At 74.0% G+C, this 22,879-nt stretch carries 11 protein-coding genes; 6 read left to right on the top strand and 5 right to left on the bottom strand.

Going from position 1 to position 22,879, the window contains the following annotated elements; genetic code table 11:
- Positions 1 to 12 precede the first annotated feature (12 nt).
- The 5 genes from ACQPXD_RS09135 to ACQPXD_RS09115 all read left to right on the top strand — a co-directional run bounded on the left by ACQPXD_RS09135 (position 13) and on the right by ACQPXD_RS09115 (position 6,307).
- Positions 13 to 1,086, top strand: coding sequence for a potassium transporter TrkA (locus ACQPXD_RS09135; protein ID WP_432836696.1), 1,074 nt, complete (start codon positions 13 to 15; stop codon positions 1,084 to 1,086).
- A gap of 5 nt (positions 1,087 to 1,091) precedes the next feature.
- Complete coding sequence (locus ACQPXD_RS09130; RefSeq protein ID WP_432836694.1) at positions 1,092 to 2,450, top strand: DUF6002 family protein; 1,359 nt, start codon at positions 1,092 to 1,094, stop codon at positions 2,448 to 2,450.
- 555 nt (positions 2,451 to 3,005) lie between these two features.
- The gene (locus tag ACQPXD_RS09125) at positions 3,006 to 4,391 is read left to right on the top strand and encodes a cytochrome ubiquinol oxidase subunit I (RefSeq protein WP_432836692.1); all 1,386 of its coding nucleotides are present in this window, start codon (positions 3,006 to 3,008) and stop codon (positions 4,389 to 4,391) included.
- Positions 4,391 to 5,398 (top strand): cytochrome d ubiquinol oxidase subunit II, encoded by a 1,008-nt coding sequence (locus ACQPXD_RS09120; RefSeq protein WP_432836690.1) that lies wholly within the window; start codon positions 4,391 to 4,393, stop codon positions 5,396 to 5,398. Before ACQPXD_RS09125 ends, ACQPXD_RS09120 begins: the two co-directional genes overlap by 1 nt.
- Positions 5,399 to 5,464: 66 nt before the next feature.
- Positions 5,465 to 6,307 carry a hypothetical protein gene (locus ACQPXD_RS09115; protein ID WP_432836688.1) on the top strand — a complete coding sequence of 281 codons (843 nt, stop codon included), beginning with the start codon at positions 5,465 to 5,467 and terminating at the stop codon, positions 6,305 to 6,307.
- 9 nt (positions 6,308 to 6,316) lie between these two features.
- On the opposite strand, the gene ACQPXD_RS09110 is transcribed toward ACQPXD_RS09115, so the two are convergent.
- Both ACQPXD_RS09110 and ACQPXD_RS09105 read right to left on the bottom strand, forming a co-directional pair.
- Complete coding sequence (locus tag ACQPXD_RS09110; RefSeq protein ID WP_432836686.1) at positions 6,317 to 9,694, bottom strand: family 16 glycoside hydrolase; 3,378 nt, start codon at positions 9,692 to 9,694, stop codon at positions 6,317 to 6,319.
- A 491-nt stretch (positions 9,695 to 10,185) separates the two neighbouring features.
- Positions 10,186 to 10,746, bottom strand: a complete 561-nt coding sequence (locus ACQPXD_RS09105) for a TetR/AcrR family transcriptional regulator (RefSeq protein WP_432836684.1) — start codon at positions 10,744 to 10,746, stop codon at positions 10,186 to 10,188.
- A 37-nt stretch (positions 10,747 to 10,783) separates the two neighbouring features.
- Between ACQPXD_RS09105 and ACQPXD_RS09100 the strand changes: the two genes are divergently transcribed.
- On the top strand, positions 10,784 to 11,824 hold the full coding sequence (locus ACQPXD_RS09100) for an epoxide hydrolase family protein (RefSeq protein ID WP_432836682.1): 1,041 nt from the start codon (positions 10,784 to 10,786) through the stop codon (positions 11,822 to 11,824).
- 13 nt (positions 11,825 to 11,837) lie between these two features.
- Here the strand turns inward: ACQPXD_RS09100 and ACQPXD_RS09095 are convergent, their stop codons facing one another.
- From ACQPXD_RS09095 to ACQPXD_RS09085, 3 genes are read right to left on the bottom strand one after another with little or no spacing between them, the layout of a single operon-like run.
- The gene (locus ACQPXD_RS09095) at positions 11,838 to 12,782 is read right to left on the bottom strand and encodes a ricin-type beta-trefoil lectin domain protein (RefSeq protein ID WP_432836680.1); all 945 of its coding nucleotides are present in this window, start codon (positions 12,780 to 12,782) and stop codon (positions 11,838 to 11,840) included.
- Positions 12,783 to 12,792: 10 nt separating this feature from the next.
- Positions 12,793 to 15,261 carry a right-handed parallel beta-helix repeat-containing protein gene (locus ACQPXD_RS09090; protein WP_432836678.1) on the bottom strand — a complete coding sequence of 823 codons (2,469 nt, stop codon included), beginning with the start codon at positions 15,259 to 15,261 and terminating at the stop codon, positions 12,793 to 12,795.
- A 13-nt stretch (positions 15,262 to 15,274) separates the two neighbouring features.
- On the bottom strand, positions 15,275 to 22,807 hold the full coding sequence (locus ACQPXD_RS09085) for a hypothetical protein (protein WP_432836676.1): 7,533 nt from the start codon (positions 22,805 to 22,807) through the stop codon (positions 15,275 to 15,277).
- Positions 22,808 to 22,879: the final 72 nt, after the last annotated feature.

Here is a 22,879-nt window from a genome sequence, read left to right as displayed (position 1 = left end):
TCGCCCCGGCGGGTGCGGCTGGCCGTCGTGGGCAGCGGCTCGCTGGCCCGCGCCACCTGCCTGGCCCTCTCCGCGGTGTCCACCCTGGACGGATACGCCGCCGAGGTGGCCGTGCTGGCCCGCGACCGCCCGGCCGTCACCGACCTCTGCCACGTCGCCCAGCTGCGCGCCGCCGCGGCCGGCCGGTCGCTGCGCTTCGTCCCGGTCGTCACCGACCCCACCGACCCGGCCGCGCTCGTCGCGGTCTTCGCCGTGTTCGGCCCGCACGGGGTGCTGGTCTGCGCGTCCACCCAGTCGCCGTGGGAGCCGATGGACCGCCCGTCGGCGTGGACCGAGCTGCTGCGGGCCGGCGGCCTCGTCACCGCCCTGCCGCTGCAGGCCCAGATCGCGCTGGCCACCGTGCGGGCCGTCGCGCGGACCCGCCCGGACGCGTTCGTCGTCAACGCCTGCCTGCCCGACCTGGTCAACCCGCTGCTCGCGCTGGCCGGCGCGCCGGTGCTGACCGGCGCGGGCAACATCGGCATTCTGGCCACCGCCCTGCAGGCCGCCCTCGGCCTGCCCGACGAGGGCCGCCTGCACGTCCTCGCCCACCACCTGCACCTGCGCGGCCCCGCCGACCCCGAGGACGAGGCCCTCGCCTGGCTCGACGACCTGCCGGTCGACGGCGTCGCGGACCTGCTCTCGGCCCAGCGCGGCGCCGACCGGCGCGGCACGAACGACCTCACCGGCGCCCTCTGCGCCCGGCTGCTGGCCGACCTGGCCACCGGGGCGGCCCGGGACACGCACCTGCCCGGCGTCGGCGGGCGGCCCGGGGGGTACCCGGTGCGCATCGACGGCGGTTCGGTGACCCTGCGGCTGCCCGCCGGCCTCGACGCAGCCGCGGCGGAGCGGGCCAACCGCGCGTGGTCGGCGCGCGAGGGCGTGTCGTTCGAGCCCGAACGGGTACGGTTCTCAGCGCCGGTCTCCACCGCGCTCGCTCCCGTCCTGCCGCGGTATGCCGAGGGCTTCGCGGCCGGCGACCTCGACGACGTCATCACGGCCCTGCACGCGGTGCGCCAGCGGCTCCGCGGCTCAAGCAAGGAGTAGATCCGGTGCACACTTCGACCGCGGCGCCCACCGGGACCGGCAACCTGGTGCTGGACTTCTACGACCGGATGCCCGAGATCGTGGCCCGCTGCGCGACCGACCCGGCGCCGGCGGCCTTCACGCCCGGCTTCGCCCTGCCGGAGCTGGACGACGCCGTGCGGGCCTACTTCGCGGTCGCGACGGCGCGCTGGCGGCCGCTGGCGGACTACCGCGGCCACCGGGTGACGCTGCTCGACCTCACCGGCAACCCGGGCACGCACACCACGAAGACCTACGCGTCGCTGCTCATCGTCGCCCGGGCGGTCGAGCACATCCGCCGCACCGGCCGCAACATCCTGATCTTCTCCCCGACGTCGGGCAACAAGGGCGTCGCCCTGCGCGACGCGGTCCTGCGGGCCCTGGACGCCGGCCTCGCCACGCCCGAGCAGCTGCGCGTGGCGACGCTGGCTCCCACGACGGGCCGGCACAAGCTGCGGGCCACCCGGCTCTCCACGGACCCTCGGCTGCGCCGGCTCAACCCCCAGCTGTCGTACTCCGGGACAGACCCCGAAACCGTCAAAGCCCTCGCCCGCGAGTTCGCCCGCGACCACGCCGCCGACTATGCCCGTCGCTACGACACCGACGTGTGGTTCTCGCTGGAGCTCGCCAACTACATGATCGCCGACGCCGCGCGGGCGCTCTTCGAGCAGCGGGCCGACCCGATCGACGCCGCCGCCCGGCCCCGGCTGCACGCCCATGCCGTCTCGTCGGCCTTCGGCCTGCTGGGGTACCACACCGGCCGCGCCCTGCTGGAGTCGACCGGCGAGGCCAGCCCGGCCAGCCGCCCGGCCAGCCTCCTCGTGCAGCACCTCGCGGCGCCCGACATGGTGCTCTCCCTGCGGGACCGGGCCCTGCTGCCCGCCTACGCGCGCGACGAGGCCGGCGGGCTGTTCCGGCGGGTCGGCGACGACCCGCACTACCCGGCGGTGACCTACGACCCGGCCGAGGTGCTCGACCCGACCTTCTACACGCACCGGCCGCCAACCTCGGCCGCGATGAACGACCTGATCGCCCGGCACGGCGGCGACGGGATCGTGGTGTCGCTGGCGGAGTGCATCGAGCGGTATCCCCACCTGCGCGCATGGCTGTCCGCCGCCGGCGTCGAACTGCCGGCCGACCTGCGGCGGCTGCACGAGTGGTCGACGGTGATGGCGTTCACCGGTTTCCTGAACGCCGCCGACCGCGGCCTGCTCCAGCCGGACCGCGACGTGGTCGTGCACGGCACCGGCCACTACGCCGAGGGCATGTACGAGCCCCTGTGCCCAGGCGACCTGCACCCGGTCACCACCACCGCGGACATCGCCGCGGCCCTGTCGCTCGCCTGATCGGGCCGGTCTGTAGCGCGAGGTGGCGCAGGAACCGCTCTGCCTCGCCCGCGCCCAGCACGCGCCGCGCCCTGGCAGGCCGGGGTGCTGCTGGCCCGCCCCCGGGGCGCAACCGCCGATCTGCGCGGCCGGGCCGGATGTATGTCTCCGTGATCATGCTGTCCGCGGTGACCGCGCACCGGGTTTGCCATGATCCCGGAACCTTTCGGTACACAGGGGTACATCACCACTCCACGATCATGAAAAACCGGTGGTGCCGATGCCGGGTTGCGCATGATCACGGAGACTTCCGGCCGCTGCGGCGTGCAGCGCTCGACGAGTGCGATGTGATCGCCGACCGCGCGCGCCCACGAGCGCCGGGTCGGCTCCATCACGACCGCACGCACGGGCAAAGCCCTACCGGTAGGCACGACACATGTAGCCACCCTACTCTTGATACGCCGGAAAAGTTCCCCAACGTGTTCAACGCCGCTTTCGCGGCCGGTGACGAGCGGCCCGGGCCGGCGCGGGGCTAGAACGGTGGCAGGCAATCCGTGCGGTACGAGGGGGGCGTCCGTGGAAACGCTGCTGTCACCGTCCATCACCTATCTTGCTGAGGCGGCCACGCCGGGCGACTTCGCCGCCGCCCGCACCCAGATGGCGCTCTCGCTGGGCTGGCACATCATCATCGCGAGCTTCGGCGTCGCCATGCCGGCCATCACGCTCTACATGGAGTGGCGCGGGCACCGCACCGGCGACGTGCACTACCGGCTGCTGGCCCGCCGCTGGGCCCGGGCGATGGGCGTGCTGTTCGCCGTGGGCGCGGTCTCCGGCACCATCCTGAGCTTCGAGATGGGGCTGCTGTGGCCGGGCCTGATGGGCACCTACGGCCAGGTGATCGGGCTGCCGTTCACCCTCGAGGGATTCGCGTTCTTCGTCGAGGCCATCTTTCTCGGCATCTATCTGTACGGCTGGGATCGCCTGACCCCGCGCGTGCACCTGTGGTCCGGGGTGCCGATCCTGGTGGCCGGGATCGTCGGCACGTTCTGCGTGGTCAGCGCCAACGCCTGGATGAACCAGCCGAAGGGCTTCGACCTCGTCGACGGCAAGATCGCCGGGGTCGACCCGCTCGGCGCCATGTTCAACCGGGCCACCGGCCCGCAGTCGGTGCACATGATGGTCGCCGCGTTCATGGTCACCGGCTTCTGCATCGCCTCCGTCTACGCGGTCGGCATGCTGCGGGGGCGCACGGACCGGTACCACCGGCTCGGCTTCCTCGTGCCCTTCACCGTCGCCGCCGTGATGACGCCCGTGCAGGTCGGCGTCGGCGACTGGGCCGCCCACTACGTCGCCGACTACCAGCCGGTGAAGCTCGCCGCCATGGAGGGCCTCTACGAGACCGAGCGCGGCGCCCCACTGCACCTGGGCGGCGTGGCCGTCGACGGGGAGCTGCGCTACGCCATCGAGATCCCCAACGCGCTGTCGCTGCTGGCGCACTGGGACCCCGACGCGGAGATCGCCGGTCTGGATACGGTACCGCCGGATCAGCGGCCACCGGTCAACGTCGTGCACTGGTCGTTCCAGCTCATGGTCGGCGCCGGGTTCGCGATGCTGGCCGTCGCCGCCGCGTTCGCGGTCATCTGGCGATGGCGGCGCGGGCTGCTGACCAACCGCTGGTTCCTGCGCGCCGCCGCGCTGTGCGGGCCCGCCGCCGTCCTCGCCCTCGAGGCCGGCTGGACCACCACCGAGACCGGGCGCCAGCCGTGGGTCGTCTACGGCATCCTGCGCACCCACGACGCGGTCAACACCGCGCCGGGCCTGCGGACCGGGCTGGTCGTGCTGCTCGTCGTCTACACGCTGCTCACCGTCGCCACCGTGTATGTCCTGCGCCGGCTGGCCCGCGACCAGCCGGTACCCATAGCGCCACAGGAATCCGACGTCGCCGCCTTTCCGGTGCCGTGATGAGCGCCACCGACGCGCTCCTCGGGGTGCTCTTCGCCGCCGTCACCGCCTACGCCCTCTTCGGCGGCGCCGACTTCGGCGCCGGGTTCTGGGACCTGTTCGCCGGCGGCGCCCGCACCGGCCTGCGCCGGCGCAAGCTCATCGAGCACGCGATCGGGCCGGTGTGGGAGGCCAACCACGTGTGGCTGATCTTCGCCGTGGTGCTGCTGTGGACCGGGTTCCCGGCCGTGTTCGCGGGCGTCGCGGCCACCATGTACATCCCGCTGACCGGCGCGGCGCTGGGCATCATCGGCCGCGGCGCCGGGTTCGCGTTCCGCAAGACCAGCGACACCCTCGCCCGGCAGCGGATCTTCGGTGCCCTGTTCGCGTTCTCCTCGGTGGTGACGCCGTTCTTCCTCGGCGCGGTCGCGGGCGGGATCGCCTCCGGCCGGGTGCCGCCGTGGACCGCCGGCCGGGGCGACCTGCTCACCTCGTGGTGGAACCCGACCTCGGTGGCCACCGGCGCCCTGGCCGTGGCGGTCTGCGCCTACCTGGCCGCGGTGTTCCTGACCCTCGACGCCCGCCGTGAGGATCCCGATCTGGTACCGCGCATGCGCCGCTCCGCCCTGTGGGCCGGGGCCGGCGCCGGGGTCCTCGCCGCGGCCGGCCTGCTCGTCGTCTCGCTCGACGCCGGATGGCTCGCCGACCGGCTGTGGCGGCCCGTCCCGGCCGCGCTGATCGCGGTGTCGGCGCTGGCCGGGCTGGCCTCGATCGGGCTGCTCGCCGCCGGGCGGTACCTCGCGGTCCGGGTCACCGGCGGGCTCGCGGTCGCCGCGGTGCTGTGCGGGTGGGCGGCCGCCCAGTACCCGTACCTGCTGCCGCCCGCCACGACCGTGTCCCTGGCGGCGGCCGACCCGGCCGTGATGCGGGCCACGCTGTGGGCGGTGCTCGGCGGCGCCGCGATCCTGGCACCGTCGCTGTGGTGGCTGTTCCGCCTCTTCCAGACCCCGCCGCTCGGCGATCGTTGACGAATCCTGCTAGTGTCCGCCGAGGCTATGGGAAACGTCCGGGAACTGAGGCGCTGGAGCGCGGCGGTGGTCACCGCCGCGGCCGTCGGCGTGGCCGCGTTCGGCGTGTCCGCGCTGGTCGCGACGCCCGCCTGGGCCGCCGACCCGCTCGAGATCCGGGTCGACAACAGCGTGCAGGGCAAGGTCGGCGACAAGATCCCGGTCCGGTTCACGGTGAAGAACAACACCAAGCAGCCGGTGGCCGGGATCACCGTCGTCATGCAGGCGCCGGCCAACGCCGTCGTCGACGGCGCCGACAACCCGGGCTGCTCCGTCGGCGGCGGCGGGCGCGCCGTCAGCTGCCGCTCCACCGAGGCCCTGGCCGCGGGGCGGAGCGCCGCGGGCCAGATCGTGATCACCGCGCGCACGGCCGGGCAGGCCGGCGGCCGGGTCCAGGTGGAGCACGGCAACGCCGACAACTTCGTCCTGCGCGCCTCGGGCGGCCCGACGCCGACCGCGAGCGGGCGGGAAAAGCCGTCCCGGACCGCCAGCGCGTCGGTCAGCGACACCCCGGCCTTCCCCGACGAGACCCTGGCGCCGCCGCAGGCCGGCAACGGCGCCATCCCGCAGACCACCACCGAGCCGGCGACCAACCGGGCCTCCTCCGGCGGTGGCGGCCTGTCGATCGGCTTCTGGATCGGCATCGTCGCCATCGTCGGCGCCCTCGGTCTGGTCGGCAGCCTGTTCTATTTCCGGCGCAAGGACCGCGACGACCCCGACGTCGACCCGCCGCCGTTCGGCCAGCCGGCGACCTACGGCACGCCGGGGGTGTACGGCTCGCCCCCGCAGTCATCGCCGACGCAGGTCATCGGGCCGCAGGGCGGCGGCGCCGACCAAACGGTCATCTTCCGCCGCCCCGACCAGTACTGACCCCGGTTCCTACGCCGGCTCGATCCAGATGTTGCGGTAGCGCACGTTCGCCCCGGCATCCCCGTGATCCTGCAGGCGGATCGGCAGGAACGCCGGGCTCTCCGCCGCCCCGGCGCCGGTCGGGCCGTCCACGGCCACGGTGTCGTGGACCAGCACGCCGTTCCAGACCACGGTGACCCGGGCGTTCTCGGTCTTCGTGGTGCCGGTGTAGCGGGCCGCGCGGAAGGTGATGTCGTAGGTCTGCCACGTCTCCGGCGCGGTCGCCGCGTTGACCGACGGGGCCCGTTTCAGGTAGATGGCCGCGCAGTCGTCGGCGGCCGGGGTCGCCTTGCCGTAGCTGTCGAGCACCTGCACCTCGTAGCGGTCCTGGAGGTACACCCCGCTGTTGGCCCGGGCCTGCCCGGTCACGTCGGGCGGGAAGTTCGGCAGCCAGAACTCGACGTGCAGCTTGAAGTCGCCGTACGTCTGCTTGGTGCGGATGTCGCCGCCGAGCACCTCGGCCGAGCCGCCGGACACCGGCCAGGCCGGCGCCGTGCCGTCGGCATTCTGGAAGGCGCCGAGCCCGCCCCCGTCGAACAGGGTCACCCGGCTCGGCCCGTTGTGCGCCCAGCGCTGCTGCGCGACGTCGGCCCACGCCCAGATCTGGATCTGCGTGCCGTCCGCGCTGGCCCCGCCCGCCGCGTCGAGCACCTTGCCCGACTGCGGGTTGAGCAGCGAGCCGTTGGGCTGGGCCTGCCAGACCTGCGCGGCGCTGCCGTTGCAGGTGTACAGCTGGACCTTGGTGCCGTTGGCGGTGCCGGCGTTGTCCACGTCGAGGCACTTGCCCAGCGCCCGCAGCGTGTCACCGATCCGGGTCCAGCTCTGCGCGCTCGAGTTGTTGCAGGTGTGCAGCTGGATCTTGGTGTGGTCGGCGGTGCCGGCGTTGTCCACGTCGAGGCACTTGCCGCCGATGCCGGTGATGGTGCCGGTGTGGTCGCCGCTCGCCGCGCCCACGACGACGTTGTCGAGGTTCACGTGCCCGACGTCGCCGCTGTCCACCTTGTAGGCCACGGTGTTGCCGCCGGCCCGCAGGCTCACCGTGTCGGTCTGGGTGGCCCAGGTCTCCCAGTCCCCGGTGCTGGCGAGGCTCACCTGCCGCACCTTGCTGCCGTTGACGTACAGGCTGACCGTCTTGGTGCCCGCGCTCGGGTTCGGCCCGTTGCTGTAGCGCAGCGCCACCGGATACGACCCGGCCGACGGCACGGTGACGCTGAACGTGGTCGCGGCGCCGGTGCTGCCGTAGCCGGCCACGAACCCGCCACCGGTGTAGCCGCCGTGGTCGCTCGCCACGCCCGCGCTGCCGCTCAGCCCCGCATACTCCGCCTCGAGCTGACCGGAGCCCAGGATGGTCCCGTCGACCAGGCTGTTGAGGGTGTACCACGCCTCGGTGCTCCACAGCGACTGGCCGGAGGACGAGGTGAACGGCCGGGGCGAGCGGACGTGCACGACCCGGCCCGGCTTGAGGCCGGACAGCTTGAGGGTCACCTTCAGCCCGTCCACCGAGAGCGTCGCCGACGCGACCGGCAGCGTCTCCTGGTCGACCTTCGGCCCGCCGTAGGCCGGGGTCGGCACGTACCGCCACTGCTCGGCCTGGTAGCGCGAGGCGAGCTGGGCGACGGTGGCGGCCGAGACGGGCTGCGTGTACTCGAACTCGAAGCCGCCGGCGATCGCCCGCATGGCCTTGATGTCGAACACGCTCGCGCCGTTGGGCGTCAGCTTCTGCAGGCCGTAGGTGAGCTTGCCCTCCTGGCCCCAGTTGCCGCCGGCGCCGAGCCCGCCGGCGTAGAGCGCGCCGTCCGGACCTTGGCTGATCCGCAGTACCCCCATCTCCAGACCTTGCGTCAGGCGGAACACCGCGCCCTGATACTCCCCGTTGACCTTCTCCAGGTAGGCGCGCTGAATGCCGCCGTAGGTGACGTCACCGAAGAGCATCTGCCCCGCGAACGGCCCGCTGTCGAGCAGCAGCGGCGTGCTCGGCGAGTTGGCGATCTCGTTCTGCGGCAGCCAGAGCACCGGCTGGGTGATCGGCTGGCCGTCGAACGGCCCGTCGGGGTTGGTGTAGTGGCCGAAGAAACGGTCCTGCTTGATCTGCACCAGCTTCGAGGCGGGCAGCCAGCCGCCCTGGTTGTCGGTCACGAAGAGCCCGCCCCCGGGCCCCCAGCCGAGCCCGTCGGGGGTACGCAGCCCGCCGGCGACGTACTGCACCGCGCCGGTCGAGCGGTTGATCTTCAGGCTGGTCCCCCGGTTCGCCGACCCCTGCGGCTCGGTCGTCGCCCCGCCCTCGTTGATCGACACGGAGAGGTTGAGGTAGAAGTACCCGTCCTGGTAGAGCAGCCCGAACGCGAACTCGTGGAAGTTGCCGTCGAACGGCCACGTCGCCACGGTGCGGTACTGGTCGATCACCCCGTCGCCGTTGGTGTCGTTGAGCTCGGTCAGCTCGTGCTTCTGCGAGACGTAGATCTTCCCGTCGACGATCTTCAGCCCCATCGGCTCCCGCAGCCCGGTCGCGATCCGCTGGTAGGTGACCTGACTCGGCGAGGTGTTCCCGGTGACCCCGCTGAGCACGTACACCTCCCCCACGACGTTGTTGCTGCCGCCCCAGGTCGCGATCGCCAGCCGCCCGTCGGGGAACCAGTCCATCGCGCTGACCTGCGGCTGGAACCCGTCGGGCCGCAGGTTGGTCAGCGTGTAGCCCGGGTACACGGAGTTCAGCGGCAGCCCGTCCCCCGGACTGTCCGCCGCCCCTTCGCACTGCTTGGCCCCCGGCGCGGTCACCCGCACCACGCCCGCGTCGGTGCTCAGCACCGAGTTGGGCACCACGGCGAACGAGGAGGCCCCCGGCGGCCGCCACTCGAGGGTGAGCTGCTGCCCGCCGGTCTTCTCGAAGTAGTCGATGTGCAGGGCGTGGTAGCCGGTGGTCAGGTTGACGGTGCCTTCAACGCTGGCCGCGCCGTGCAGCCCGTCGTTGTTCACCACCGTCCCGCCGTCGACCAGCAGCCGCGACCCGTCGTCACTGGTCAGCCGGAACGTATACGACCCGGCGGTCGCGATGTTCACATAGCCGAGCACCTGGGCCTGGAAGTTGTCCTCCTGCCCGAAGTCGGCCGCGGTGGTCCAGTTGACCACCGGCATGAGCTTGTCGACATTGGGCGTCTGACCCGGTTTCAGGATGCAGATCGCGTCCTGCGGCGTCTGCTGCAGGTCGAAGACGCGCAGCGTGACCCCGGGTTGCTGGGGCGGGACGTCGGCGGCCGCGGGACCGGCCGCGGTCAGTAGTCCGGCGAGCAGAACGGCCGCGGCACAGAGCATTTCGGGCGGGCGCAGCCAGGTGGGCATCCGTCGCTTCATCGGGGCGCTCCAGAGGTAGCAGTTGTCGGACGGCCCCTGCCACTTCGAGGACCGCCAGGACCCCCGCGCGCTCGCCGAAGTGCAACGCGGGCACCGCCGGCCGCTCCACCTTTGCCGAAGACAGCCGTCGATGCTCGCCTACGCTAAGCCAACTTCCGCTCGAATGTCTACATCTTCTTTTCGACCACCGTTAACTTTTGTTGATTCGGTGAAAAGATACTGACGAAATCGACAGAAGCCGTTGACTGAACGCGGCATCGTGGAGCGCATTGTGTGTTGCACGCCGCGAAGCGCGGCGCAGCGACCGGAAGTCTCCGCGATCATGCGCATCCAGCACCGACACCAACGGTTTTTCATGATCACGGAGTGCTGATGTACACCCGTGTACCAAATGTCTCCGGGATCATGGCAAACCCGGCGCACGACCACCGCGGACATCATGATCACGGAGACATACATCCGCCCCTGACCCCGGCACCCGCGCTGGGGCGTCAGCCGTCGGCGAGGCGTTGGATGGTGGTGCTCAGCCAGGCTTCGAGGTCGGCGGGGTCGCCGAGTTCGGCACGCAGGACCCGGCGGCGGGTCGAGACGCCGAGCACGAAGGCGTCGATCGCCGCGGCCCGGCCGCGGGCTTCCGCGTCGGCCAGGCCGCCGTCGCGCAGGTAGCGGTGCAGCGGCTCCAGCGAGTTCGTGTCGAGGAAGGCGGCCAGTGCCTCCGCCGCCTCCGGGCGTTCGCCGGACGCGCGCTGCAGCACGAGCAGCGGATCCTCCCCGGGTGCGCCGAACCAGCGCTGGACGATGCTCGCCGCGAGGCGCGAGCCCAGCCCGGAACGGTCGCCGTCGAAGGAGTTCGAGACCGGGATCTCCACCCGGGTCGCGGCCAGGAACAGGCCGTCCTTGCCGCCGAAGTAGCGCGTGATGAGGTTGGGCGACACGCCGGCCGCGTCGGCCACGCCTTTGACCGTGATCGCCGTGTACCCGTGCTGGGCGAACTGGCGTTGCGCGTGCTCCAGGATCCGCTGCCTGGTGGCGGCCGCGTTGCGCGAAGTCATGTGTACGAGCATACACATCATGTGTACGCTGATACACATGACCGACGAGATACGGGAACGACTCCGGCGGACGCGGCGGGTCGCGACGCCGTGGAATGACGACAGGACGCGCGGCATCGGCGGCACCGACCTCGACGCACTGCTCGAACGCTGGGCGAACGGCTACGACTGGAGCGTGCACGAGCGCCGCATCGACGCGTTGCCCTGGGTGACGGTGCCGGCGGGCGGCGCCGGCCTGCGGGTGATCCACCAGCGGTCCGCGGATCCCGGCGCTCCGGTTGTCGTGCTGCTGCACGGCTGGCCGGACTCGGTGCTGCGGTTCGAGCGCGTCCTGCCGTTGCTCGCGGACCTGCACGTGGTGGTGCCCGCGCTGCCGGGCTTCCCGTTCGCACCCCCGCTCACCGCGCCCGGCATGTCGGCCAACCGGATCGCCGGGATCGTCGCGGGCGCGCTCGACGAGCTCGGGTACTCCAGGTACACGGTGTCCGGCGGCGACGTGGGCGGCACCATCGCGGAGCTCCTCGCGGCCGAGCACCCGGACCGGGTGGCCGCCCTGCACCTCACGAACGTCGCCCCGCAGCGTGCGCTCACGGCGGACCCGGCGAAGCTCGCGCCCGACGCGGCGGCCTACCTCGCCCGGTCGGCGCAGTGGTTCCGGACCGAGGGCGGGTACATCGCCGAGCAGTCGACGCGGCCGAACACGCTCGCCGTCGCCCTCGGCGACTCACCCGCCGGCCTCGCGGCGTGGATCGCCGAAAAACTGCGGTCCTGGTCCGACGAGTCGGCCTTCACCGCGGACGAGCTGCTCACCTGGGTCACCGCCTACTGGGTCACCGGCACGATCGGCACCTCGTTCACCACCTATGCCGAACCGGTCGCCCTCCCCGGCCGGATCGACACGCCGACCGTGCTCTCCGTGTTCCCGCGCGACATCAAACCGGAGCCGCGAAGCTACGCCGAGGCGTTCCTGAACGTTCGCGAATATGTGGTACACCCGGAAGGCGGTCACTTCGCCGCCTGGGAACAGCCCGAGGCTTACGCCGGCGACCTGCGCCGTGCGGTCGAGCTGGGCGGCTGAACCGTCCTGCCGGTCAGGCGCTCCACTTCTGGTTGGAGGTGCCGCCGCAGGTCCACAGCTGCACGGGCGCGCCGTTGCCGGTGCTGAAATCCACGACGTCGGCGCACTTGTTCCAGGAACTGGTCAGGTCGTGCGCGGTGTTGAGCCGGAACTGCTGGGCCGAGCCGCCGTTGCAGCGGGCGATCTGCAGCGCGGTGCCGTTGGCGGTGTCTCCCCACGCCGCGTCCATGCAGTAGCCGGCCACCCGGATCGTGCCGTCGGAGCGGAACGTCCACAGCTGGGTGCTCAGCCGCGCGCAGTCCTTCAGGATCAGCCGCGAGCCGTCGGCGGCGGCCGACGCGGTGAGGCAGCGCCCGGAGGCGTGGCCCACGATCTGCTTGCCGTCGGGGGCGGCCGCGGTCGTCGGCGCCGTCGTCTTCGGGGCGGCCGCCTGCGCGCCGGTCGTCGTCACGGTCGCCGGCTGGACGGCCGGCGGCGCCGCGGGCGGCTGGCCGCCGCCGGTCGCGGGCGGCTGCGCCCCGCCACCGGCCGGGGGCTGCGTGCCACCGCCCGCCGCCGGGGGCTGCGCGCCACCATCGGCCGCCGGGGGCTGTGCCCCGCCACCGGCCGCGGGTGGCTGTGCGCCCCCGGCGGCCGCGGGCGGCGGAGCCCCGCCACCGGTGGCCGGCTGCGTCCCCCCGCCGGTGGCCGGCTGGCTCGCCGCGGCCGAGGGCTCCCCGGACGCCGCCACGACCGGCGCGGCGGCCGGGACGTCGGTGTCCCCGGCCGCGACCGTCCGCTCCGCCGGGGCGCCGGGCCGGTCGGCGACGCCCGCGACCCAGCGGGCCCCGGAGGGAGCGCCCAGCGCGACCGCGCCGACCACCGCGAGCGCGACCCAGGCCCGCCGGCCGGGGACGAACTGCCCCCGCAGCAGCGGCGCCGGGCGGCGGCGGAAGGTCTCCGCGAAGTCGGTGTCCATGGGCTTCCCTTCAGCGGGTCGAGATCGGGGGGTCGTACACCAGGTCGGCGGCCTCCACGACGACGAGGTCCGCCGGGTCGTGGTCGGGCAGCTCGGCCAGCCGCTGGGCCTGGCGTACCGTCATCTCCTGGAACAGCTGCCGGGCGAGGCGGCCGTTGCCGAAGCCCTCGCCGCGCGGGATCCGGTGCAGCAGGTCGGTCAGCGCGGCGCGGGCGGCGGGGCTGAGCTCGTAGCTGTGCTGGGCGGCCTGCTGCTCGATGATGGCGGCCAGCTGCGCCGGCGTGTAGTCGGCGAAGTGCAGCGTGCGGGCGAACCGCGAGGACAGGCCGGGGTTGGACTGCACGAACCGGGTCATCTCGGCGGGATAGCCGGCGGCGATGACCACGGCGTCGTCGCGGTGGTCCTCCATGAGCTTGACCAGCGTGTTCACCGCCTCCTGGCCGAAGTCGTTGCCGCCCGGCGCGGAGACCAGCGCGTAGGCCTCGTCGATGAACAGCACCCCGCCGAGCGCCCGGTTGAAGGCGGCGGTGGTACGCGGGGCGGTGTGCCCGACGTACTCGCCGACGAGCGCGCTGCGGTCCACCTCGACCAGGTGGCCGGTGCGCAGCAGCCCCAGCGCGTGCAGCAGCCGCCCGTACAGGCGGGCGACCGTGGTCTTGCCGGTGCCGGGGTTGCCGGTGAAGACGAGGTGGCGGCTGAGCGGGGGCGGCGGCAGGCCGGCCTCCTGCCGGCGGCGGACCGTCTGCATCAGCTTGACGAGGCCGTTGACGTCGCGCTTGACGCCGTCGAGGCCGACCAGCGTGTCCAGCTCGGCGAGCAGGTCTTCCAGCCGCTCCGGCCCGGCCGGCTCGGCCCGCGCCGGGGCGGGGCCGACGCTCGATGCCGCACCGGGCGTGCCCTGCGCGAGCCGGGCGCCGCCCCCGGCGGGCAGCGTCGAGCGCTGCACGTCGTGGACGGTGCACTCCTCGAAGACGGGCGCGGCGCCGGTGTCCAGGCTCAGGTCCTCGGCGCAGTGGCTGACCCGGCACCGGCGCAGGACCGGGTCGGCGCCCTCGCCGACGTGGATGGCCGGGAATCCGGCGCGGGTCACCTCGCAGTCGGTGAACGTGCCGCCGGAGCGCTCCGCGAAGTAGACGCCGTTCTTGGTCGGCCCGTCGACGCGCAGGTCGGTCACCTCCGGCGCGGCGCCGGTCCAGACCACCATCCCCGACCCGGCGCTGCGGCTCACGCCGCACCGTTCGATGGTGGCCGTCGCGTCGCCGTCGAGCACGATGCCCGCGGCGCCGGCGCCGACCACCCGGCCGTCGGCGCACCGGGCCGTCGCCCCCGCGGCCACCTCGATGCCGATCCGGGCCGGCTCGGCGATCAGGAAGCCTTCCAGGGTGGTACCGCCGGATCCAGCGTGCACGCCGGTGCTCCCGCCCCATATTTGCAGGTCCCGGGCGGTGAGCCGGGCGTCGTCGGCGGTGTGCAGGCCGGTCATCGCCGCGCCCGCGACGACGCAGCCGTCGAGCTCGGCGCCGGCAGTGCCGATGGCGTGCAGGCCGTGCTCGGCGCTGTCGCGCAGCCAGCTGCGGGACAGCCGCAGGCTCGCCGCGTCGGCGAGGTGCACCGCGCTGAACCGGGTCCCCGCGATGCGGCACTCGGTGAGCGTGGCCGCGGCGGAGCCGAGCAGGAGCAGGCCGTTGGCGCCCGACGCGGTGACCGCGCAGCCGTCCGCGGTGATCCGCGCGCCCTGCTGGGCGGCCACGCCGGTGGCGGCCGAGCCGGCGATCCGGCACCCGGCCAGCTCCACCCGGGCGGCGTCGCCGGCCTGCACGCCCGCTCCGCCCGCCGCGGTCACGGTGGTGTCGGCGGCGGTGACGGCGGCGTCGCCGGTGGCGAGGAGCCCGGCCCCGGCCGGCCGCTCGACCCGCACGCCGTCGAGCGCGACCCGGGCGCCGCCGGACGCCGAGATCCCGGCGCCGTCCGGCTGCCGGATGACGGTGTCGGCGACCTGGACCCGGCAGTCGCCGGCGAGCAGCAGGCCGGCCTGCGGTGCGGACTCGATCCGGCACTCGCGCACCAGCAGCCCGCCGGCGCCGGCTCCGTCGGCGCCGGGCTCGGGGCCGCGCACCTCGACCCGGCCGTCGCGCACCAGGCAGTCCTGCAGCACCAGCCCGGCGGCGCCGCTGACCAGCACCGCCGGCGCGGCCGGGGCGCCGCCGGTGACGACGAACCCGTGCAGCGCGCAGTCCGGGACCGTCACGGTGACCGCCGGCAGGTGCCCGGCCGCCGGGGCCAGCCGGACGGTGCCCGGGCCCTGCTCGGCGATGATCCGCACGCGCCGGTCCAGCCGCAGGTTCTCGGTGTAGTCGCCGGGCTCCACCAGGACGGTCTCGCCCGGCCGGGCGGCCTTGAGCGCCGCGGCGATGCCGCGGTGGGCGCCCCGGCCGCGGGCGGCGACCCGGTGCACCTGGCCGGTGACGGAGACGGTCACTGTCGTTGTTTCCTCACTCGTCCGGAAGTTTGTCGTAGTCCTGCTTGAGCCCGAGGTGGGTGCGGATCAGGTCGGTCAGGAACGCCGACATCCCCTTGTCCAGCGGCCGGGCGACGAGGTTGAGCAGGAAGTCGTTGAGGCCCTGGCGGGCGAAGAACCGGCTGCCGGCGAAGCCGAAGGCGGCGAAGCGCAGCGCGCCGCCGGTGACCGCCCCGCTGAGGCCCGTCGCCATCCCGATCGCCCCCTCGCGCGCCGCGTCGCCGCCGTGGAGGTGGTGCACCTGCCCGTTGGAGTCGGTGACGCCGAAGACGGCCGCGTTGAAGGAGCCGTTGACGAAGCCGCCGAGCGCGCCGACCGGCAGGCCGGAGAGGAAGTCGTAGCTCCCGGCGCGCCAGCGCAGCGTGAACCCGTTGGTCGCCCACTCGTTGGTGTAGTAGTCGTCGTGGTTGATCGGCCGCCGGTAGTACGGCTGACCGAGGTCGATGTTGGCCACGCCGTGCTTGAGGTTGCGGGTCTTGTCGAACACCCACCACTTGGTGTCGTGCAGCAGCGTGGTCGTCACCGTGCGGGTCACGCCGCCGAGGGCCGCGTTCGCGAACGACTTGAGCACGTCCTGGCCGTCGAACTTGCCGCCGCGGATCTTCTCCACGATGGCGTTGATGATGATGTTGGCCGCGAACTCCAGCACGAGCTCCTGGCCGAGGTCGACGAGCACCTTCTCCAGCACCAGGACGGGGTAGCTCTTGTAGAGCGCCTCGCCCCGCCCCGGGGTGTTGCTCCACTGCATCCGGTTGGGCTCGCGGGTGCGCCGGCCCCAGCCGCGCAGCTCGGTGAGCGGCCCGCGAAACTCCATCTCCCGGCCCACGACGTGCAGGTTGTCCAGGCCGTCGCCGCTGTGGACGAACAGCGTGTCGGTGCGCTTGGCGATGACCAGGCCGGCCTGGTCGTACAGCCGCCACTGCCCCCACCAGTTGTCCTTCTCGAAGAACCGGGCCGGCGCGGCGGGGTCGACCGGGTTCAGCCGCTCCTCGCGGAAGCGCACCACGCTGCCGTGGTCCAGCTCCCGCCAGGTCAGCGACGCCGGCGTGTCCCGGACGGCGATGGGTGTGTCGTACTCGCGGATCCGGAAGATCGGCTGGTTGCCGGGCACCTCGCGGGCGATCAGCCGGATGTCGCCGGTGACGATCTCGTCGCGGAAGCGGACCGCGCCGGCGAACCAGTCGTCCTGCCACCGGCCGTCGACGCCCGCCCACCGCCGGATCTGCTGCCCGGCGATGCCGCCCGGCACCGGCTTGACGTTGCCGAACCGGTCGTAGCGCTGCCACTCCCAGCGGGCCCCGTCGTGCCACGCGTCCACGTACTCGCCGCCGTCGAGCATCCGCCGGTCGCGGATGGCCTCGTGGTTGGCGTTGAAGTCGCGGAAGGAGTCGTCGAACGGCTGGCGGCTGCCGAGGTTGCCCCGCCAGATGACCCGGTCACCCTGCCCGCCCTGGCCGTCCTGCCAGGTCCACCGCCGGTGGTCGGCCCGCTCGTCCCGGCCGACCAGGGAGCTGAAGCGCCCGCGCTCCTGCGGCCCGTGTGCGGTGATCTGGACGTGCCCACCGGCCAGATCCGACCAGCTGTCGCCGCGGCCGATGACGCGGCCGTGGAAGTCCTTGCGGATCCAGTCGCGGCCGGCCTCCCAGTAGGCCTGCTGGCGGCTGGCGAGCGTGCCGTTCGCGGCGGCGTTGCGCGGCGGCCCGAACTCGACCACCGTGCCGTCGTCGAGGCCCAGCCGGGCGACCCGCCACTGCGCCGGGTTGGCGGCGTCGGTGAACCGGTCCTCCCAGGCCACCGGTCGCCCCCAGCCTCCGCCGTGGGCGATCGCGGCCTGGCCGTCGCCCATACGCACCCGGAAGCCGGTGAGCCCGCTGTTCTGCTCCCGCCACGGGATGGCGTCCGCCGCCGGTGCCGCCCCGTTCGCGGCGACCAGATCGTCGCCGACGTGGAGCCGGTCGCCGTGGTGCAGGTTGCCGCTGTACCGGGCGAAGTTCCCGGCGCTGTCGATGTCCAGCCGGGAGTCGGAGATGCTGATGAACCGGAAGCCCTGCGCCCGGGCCGGCGCGGCACCCTGGGCCGGCGGCGGCGTGAGCTGCTCGCGGCTCCAGAACGCGTAACGGGGCCGGTTGTCGCCGTGCAGCCACTGGAACTCCCCGCCCAGCCGCGAGTCGTTGCCGCGCCACACGATCCGGCGGAACAAGTCCGGGGACCGCTGCTCCGCCCACCGGATCACGGTCAGCCGGTGGGTCTGCGGCGCCTGCCCGTTCAGCACGGACGACCCGCCCATGTCCTTGCCCTGCGGCGACTGCCGGGCGAAGTCCTCGGTGCGGCCGGTCTGGTCGAACACGTGCTCGTCGTAGGTGCGGGCCAGCGCCGGCAGGTGCATGACGCCCCGCTGCTGCTGGGCAACGCCCCCGCCGTTGGGTAGCCGGTCCACCCAGCCGCCCCGGCGGTACGCGCCGATGTGCTGGCCACCCCACCACCAGTTCACCTGGCGGTCGCCGTGGGCGATGTTCGCGCGGTCCGCGCCGTAGCGGTACCAGCGCCACCCGGCGTTCTCGCGCGTGGCGAAGATGTGGCCGCCGTCGATGGCGTCCCGGTACTCGTGCACGACGTGGCCGTGGTTGTCCATGTCGTACCAGGCCCGGCCGGACGTGTCGTAGTGACGCACCCCGTGGCCGATCTCCACGCCGTTCCCGCCGACCTCGACCCAGCGGGCCCGCTGGGTGAACCGGCCGAAGTTGATCGGCCGGTACGAGTCCAGCACCCCGCCCGCCGGGCGTGGGCGGCGCTGGAACACCTCGGCGCCGATGTCGTCGGTGATCTTGAAGAACCCGTTGCCCTGCGTTTCGAGCCGGAACCGCGCGGCGTTGTCGCCGATCAGGGCCGCGGCGCCGTTCGGCTGGGTCGAGTCGATGATCAGGTGACCGTCCAGCAACCCGCGCGGCTGGTGCAGCGGCAGGTGGCGGTTCGCGGGGTTCGCGGCCTCGAGGTGGGTGACCGTGCCGGCGCCGTCGATGCGGTGGACGGGGCCGGGCACCGGCGCGGGGCCGGGCGCAGCGGCCGGCGCGGCCGCGGGTGGCGGCACGACGTCGAACGAGCCGTCCGGCACCGGCCGCACGACGGCGCCGGGGACCTGATCGCCGGCGGCGTCGAGCAGGACCGGCGGCCCGCCCCGCGGCTGCTCTATCAGGTGCTGGTGCAACAGCCCGCCAGGCTGGTTGACCGGTGCTGTCCTGACCGCGGTGCGCCGGCCGTCGCGGCCGACGCGGGCCCAGTCGCCGGCGGCGCCGTCGAGCCGGAACTCGCCACCCACCTGCGCGTGGACCTGGTGGGTGCCGATCGGGGCGCCCTGGTCGTCGGCGAACCGGGGACCGTTGGCGTCGACGAAGACCCGGTTGCCGTCCAGCCTGGGTCCCGCGCCCCGGATCTGTGCCGTCGCCCGCTCCACGAACGCACCGGTGCCGTTCACCCGCACGAACGACCCGTCGGCCGCCGTGAGCCGGAACTCGCCGCCATTGAGCGCACGCACGTGCGGGGCATCGGCGATCGCGGCGCCTCCACCGTCGGCCAGCCACGGACCGTCCGCATCGAAAAGGACCCGGTGACCGTTCAGCCCGGGTCCCGCGCCGGTGATCGGCGGCGTCGCCCGCTCGGCGAACACCCCGGCACCGTTCACCCGCACCAGCGAGTTGTCGGCCACCGACGTGAACCGGAACCCGTTGCCCGCGGCCGCAACGGTATGCGTGGCGATCATGTTGCCCTGGTCGTCGGCGAACCGGGGACCGTTGGCGTCGACGAAGACCCGGTTGCCGTCCAGCCCGGGTCCCGCGTTGGTGATCAGCGGCGTGGCCCGCTCCACGAACGCGCCATCCGCGCTCACCCGCACCAGCGAGCCGCCGTCCGCAGTGAGCCGGAATCCGCCGCCGGCGGCGGCCGCGGCCGTGTGCGTGGCGACCACGGTGCCGTGGTTGTCGGCGAAGCGGACCGCACCGTTCGCGGCGACGAAGACCCGGTGGCCGTTCAGCCCGGGCCCCGCGCCGGTGATCCGCGGCGTCGCCCGCTCCACGAACGCACCGGTGCCGTCGAGCCGCGCGAACCGGCCGTCGGCCCAGGTGAGCCGGAACCCGCCGCCGGGGAGTGCCCGCACCTGCGGGGCGTTGGCGACCGCCCCGCCGTCCTGGGCCACCAGCCGCGGAGCCCCGGCGCCGGTGAAGACGCGGTTGCCGTCCGCGCCGGGCCCCGCGCCCGCGATCTGCCGCGTCCCCCGCCCCGCGAACGCACCGTCGGCGTTCACCCGCACCAGCGAGTCGGCGGCCACCTCGACGATGTCGAAGCTGCCGCCCTCGGCGCGCACGGTGTGGGTGGCGAGCAGCGCGCCCGCGCCGTCGACGAGGCTCGCCGCGCCACCGCCGGGGAAGGGGGTTGCGACGTGGTGTCCGGCGATGCCACCGGTCCCGGGCGCGGCGATCGGCGGGCCCAGCCGGTGGGTGATCGCGTCGTTCGCTATCCGGAACCGAGCGCCCGTGCCCGGGTTGTGCACGTGCAGGACGGAGCCGTTGGCCCCATGCCTGACGACGACCCACGGGCTGGCGCCCCCGCCCGGTCCCGCGATGCGCGGCCCGGTGGCATCGCGGACGATGCGGGCGTTGCCAAGGTCGGCCAGCGGCAGGCTCGTCACGACCTGCGCCGGCTGGCCCGGGTTCGGCAGGCCCGGGTTCGGCTGGCCCACCGCCGTGCCGGCCCCGTCTTGCCGGCCGAGCATTCCGGCGTCGAGCCGCGGGCGGGTGAGCTGGGACTCGGCGGCGATCGCGGCGATGCGCCGCTCCATCGCGGACGGGTCGATGCCGAGGGCGGTGAGCGCCCGGGTACGGCTGTCGAGGCGGTCGGCGGCGTTGGCGACGAGTTGCTCGGCGAGGCCGGCCGGCCGGGGGCTCGATCCGCCCGGCACCGGCTGCCCCGGGTCCGGCCGGGGGCCGCGCAGCTCCACCAGGTGCTCGGCCCGCCGCAGGTCCGTCTGGGCGGCGGTGTAGCCGCGCCAGGCCCGCAGCCGCACCTCGCGCAGCGGGTCGCCCTCGTCGCCGAAGAGCCGCAGGACCCGGCCGGCGTCGTACTCCCAGGCCTGCATCCGCTCGGCCGGCGTGAGCTGCCCGAAGGTCCGCCCGTCGCCCGGCCGGCGGGGCGGCGGCGGCCCGGCGGGCGGGTCCGCCGGCGGGCGCCCGGGCGGGTGCGGCGGCGCGGGCGCGGCCGCGAGGTGCATCGGCATCGGGGACAGCGGCGTCACCGGCGCCGCGGTGGCGGTGCCACGGGACGCGCCGGCGAGGGCCGGATCCGCCGGGCGGGTGAGCGGGCCGGGCGAACCGGCGCCGGCGAGCGCGTCGGGCAGGCCCGGACCGCCCGCCGGCCCGTCCGGCGGGCGCGGCGGCGTGAGGGCACCAGGGCGCCCGGCGCCCAGGTCCACGGTGGCGCGGCCGGCGCCGAGGTCGGTAGCGGCGCGGCCAGCACCGCCGAGGTCCGTCGCGGCGTGCGCGGGGCGGCCGGCGCCGGCGAGCAGGTTGAGCGCGGCGTCGATCCGCCCGGCCAGGGCCGGCCCGGGCGGCGCGGCGGCGCCGGTCGCGGCGACCGTGGTGAGGTGCGGCCCGGCGGCGAGCGGCGGCGGTGCCACGCTGGACTGTCCGATGTGGAGGCCGTCGGCGCGGTGGACGCCGAGCCCGGCCGGCTCGGGCGTGCGCGGCGCGTTGAGCAGCACGCCGAGGGTCTGGTCGAGCGTCGGGGTGCCGCCGGCGAAGTGGGCTCCGGTGACGTTGCCGGTGAGGTCGAGGCGCCCCGGGCCCGGCATGGCGTGGCCGCCGGCGAGGACCGGTGACGGCATGGCGTGCACGGTGGGCAGGGTGGGCGTGGCCGGGCCGAGGAGGTTCATCGCGGCGGTGTCCACCGGCCGGGTCGCCGCGAGCGCGCTGATGCCGAGGCTGTCGTCGAGCGTCACCCGGCCGGCGGCGCTCAGCCGTACCGTCGCCCAATCCCCGATCGTCGTGGACACCAGCTTCGCGACCGGCATGTCCAGCAGCGCATCGACCCGGCGCACCGCGTCGCGGCCGAGCGTGAACGCGTCGCCGAGGCTGGTGTTGATGGTCAGCGACGGCGGCGCGGGCGCGTGCAGCGCGCCGCCCTGGGGCAGCGCGAAGCTCGGCATCGACAGGTCGTGGCCGCCCGCCCAGTCGCCGAGCCGGATCCGCGAGAGGTCCTGCAGCGACATGTCGACCAGCGCGTGCGCGGTGTGGCCGGCCACCGGCGGGGTCGGGATCGCGCCCACCGCGGTGCCGATGCCGCGCAGGATCGGCATGCCGTAGAGATGCTGGCCGAGGACGCCGCGCTCGAAGACCGACAGCCGCAGCGCCCGCCACACGCCCTGGCCGAGCTCGTCCACCTCGACCGGCAGGAAGATCCGCAGCCAGCGGTTGCCGCCCAGCTCCCGGTCCAGGAAGCCGGTCGTGGCCCGCCAGCCGTTCTGGATGGCCGGCCACACCCGGCCGGTCAGCATGCCGGGGATGCCGCGGATGCCGTTGATCGCCCACAGGCCGCCCCTGGTGACGGCGATGTTGGCGAACGCCGGCAGGTTGCCGATGCCGTTGCGGACCCACAGGGCGCCATCGCGCACCCAGCCGCCGGCGAGCCGGGCGAAGTCGCGGATGCCGGGCAGGAACGCGAACGGGCGGCTCACGATGCCCTGCGCGATGCCGCGGAACATGTTGAACGCGCCGATCGCGAACGCGCGCAGGCCGTTCCAGGTGAACGAGAGCGCCCGGCCGAGCAGCTGGAAGATCGGTACCGCCCGGGTGGTCGGCGCGATCAGGCCGAGCCCGGCCAGGAACAGGTCCAGGAAGCCGATCCGGCCGTTGGCGAAGTCGACCGCGGCCTTGATGAACAGCGTCAGGTTGACGGCGATGGCCAGCAGCGCCACCGGCCCGCCGAAGATCAGCGCCGGGACGATCAGGATGATCGCGAGCCACTGGAACGCCTCCCAGAACAGCTCGCACCCCGACACCGGCTGCTGGATGTCGTAGGCGACGTCGCCGATGGTCGCGCTCGCGGCGCCGGCGGCGCCGGCCATCTCCGAGCCGGCGGTCTGCGCCGTGTTGCGGTAGGAGTCCCGCTCGTCCTCGGCCACGCCCCGGGCCTGGCTGAGCGCGTTGTCGGCGGTGAACTGCTTGTCCCGCATCACCGCCACGTAGGTGGTGAGCGCGGTGGCCGAGCTGGTGAGCGCGGCGCCGAGGCTCTGCACGAAGCCGCGCAGGTGCTTGTCGACCTTGTTGCGCAGCTCGGTGGCGGTCTGGCTGATGAAGTTGCCCTCGGTGTCGGTGATCAGCGAGGCGAGGCCGGCGTCGATGTCGTTGGCGACGCCGCCGATGGCGTTGAGCGAGGCGATGACCTGGTCGATGCGGTCGGGATCGCCGGGGGTCGGGTCGCTGTCCAGGCCGAGCACGTCCCAGTCGGTCGGACGCGGCATCGTGACACCTCCCGGACTCGCGCCGTTCATTCGGACAACGTTTGTCCCTCCCATCCGGTTCGACGAACCGGA

Source organism: Dactylosporangium sp. CA-092794 (assembly GCF_050948465.1).
GTDB lineage: Bacteria > Actinomycetota > Actinomycetes > Mycobacteriales > Micromonosporaceae > Dactylosporangium.
Note: the sequence above shows the minus strand (reverse complement) of the source record. Positions and strands in the feature narration are given on the sequence as shown.

What these genes read in the sequence shown, in the direction of transcription:
- ACQPXD_RS09120 (WP_432836690.1), top strand. Translation starts at nt 4,391, where the DNA reads ATGAGCGCCACCGACGCGCTCCTCGGGGTGCTCTTCGCCGCCGTCACC.
- ACQPXD_RS09110 (WP_432836686.1), bottom strand. Translation starts at nt 9,694, where the DNA reads ATGAAGCGACGGATGCCCACCTGGCTGCGCCCGCCCGAAATGCTCTGT.
- ACQPXD_RS09105 (WP_432836684.1), bottom strand. Translation starts at nt 10,746, where the DNA reads ATGACTTCGCGCAACGCGGCCGCCACCAGGCAGCGGATCCTGGAGCAC.
- ACQPXD_RS09100 (WP_432836682.1), top strand. Translation starts at nt 10,784, where the DNA reads ATGACCGACGAGATACGGGAACGACTCCGGCGGACGCGGCGGGTCGCG.
- ACQPXD_RS09095 (WP_432836680.1), bottom strand. Translation starts at nt 12,782, where the DNA reads ATGGACACCGACTTCGCGGAGACCTTCCGCCGCCGCCCGGCGCCGCTG.
- ACQPXD_RS09085 (WP_432836676.1), bottom strand. Translation starts at nt 22,807, where the DNA reads ATGCCGCGTCCGACCGACTGGGACGTGCTCGGCCTGGACAGCGACCCG.